This window comes from Pseudoduganella buxea (genome assembly GCF_009720835.1).
GTDB lineage: Bacteria > Pseudomonadota > Gammaproteobacteria > Burkholderiales > Burkholderiaceae_D > Rugamonas > Rugamonas buxea.
In genome coordinates this window covers 1-587 of record NZ_WNKZ01000241.1, presented here as the reverse complement: position 1 = coordinate 587, position 587 = coordinate 1, and the positions used below count along the sequence as shown (strand labels likewise).

Below are 587 nucleotides of genomic sequence, written 5' to 3'. Positions count from 1 at the left end.
AGTGGATTGCGCGCTCACCCTTATTGGACAAGGACGGCCAGTGAAGCCGGTCTGCGCTGTTCTTGGTGTAGCGCGCTCGAACATTATTGATCGCCTTGCGCGTCCTGTAGACTGGATCGATGGTCGTGCGTTGGCCAGGCTTGATCCAGCCGCTGACGCAACGATTGCCGATGCCGTGCGTGCCGAGATCACGGCATTGCCCACTTACGGCTATCGCCGCGCCGGCGCCTTGGTGAACCGCACGCGCAGCCTGATGGGCCTGCGGCCAGTCAATCACAAGCGCATGTATCGCGTGATGAAGGCCCAGGGTTTACTGCTGCCGAAGTCGCCTAAGCGCCGAGATAGCGGCCGCGCGCATGATGGCAAGGTAGCCGTCGAGGAATCGAATCAGCGCTGGTGCTCGGACGGCTTCGAGATCGCCTGCGACAACGGCGACGTCGTGACGGGCGTATTCATGAAGTGAATCGCCACGAGTTTCCTAGACACTCGCGAGCCGCTTGAAATACTGCTTTTCATACTCGACCGGCGACAAGTCATTGCTGAAGCTGTGCCGGCGCTTCGGATTGTAGAACATCTCGATGTAATCG

At 59.5% G+C, this 587-nt stretch carries 1 protein-coding gene and 1 pseudogene; one reads left to right on the top strand and one right to left on the bottom strand.

Going from position 1 to position 587, the window contains the following annotated elements; translation table 11 throughout:
- A pseudogene (locus GM672_RS27810) lies at positions 1 to 463 on the top strand (IS3 family transposase); the annotation flags it as partial.
- Positions 464 to 478: 15 nt separating this feature from the next.
- On the opposite strand, the gene GM672_RS27805 reads toward GM672_RS27810, so the two are convergent.
- A partial coding sequence (locus tag GM672_RS27805) for an IS3 family transposase (protein WP_155472497.1) occupies positions 479 to 587 on the bottom strand: 109 nt, incomplete at its 5' end.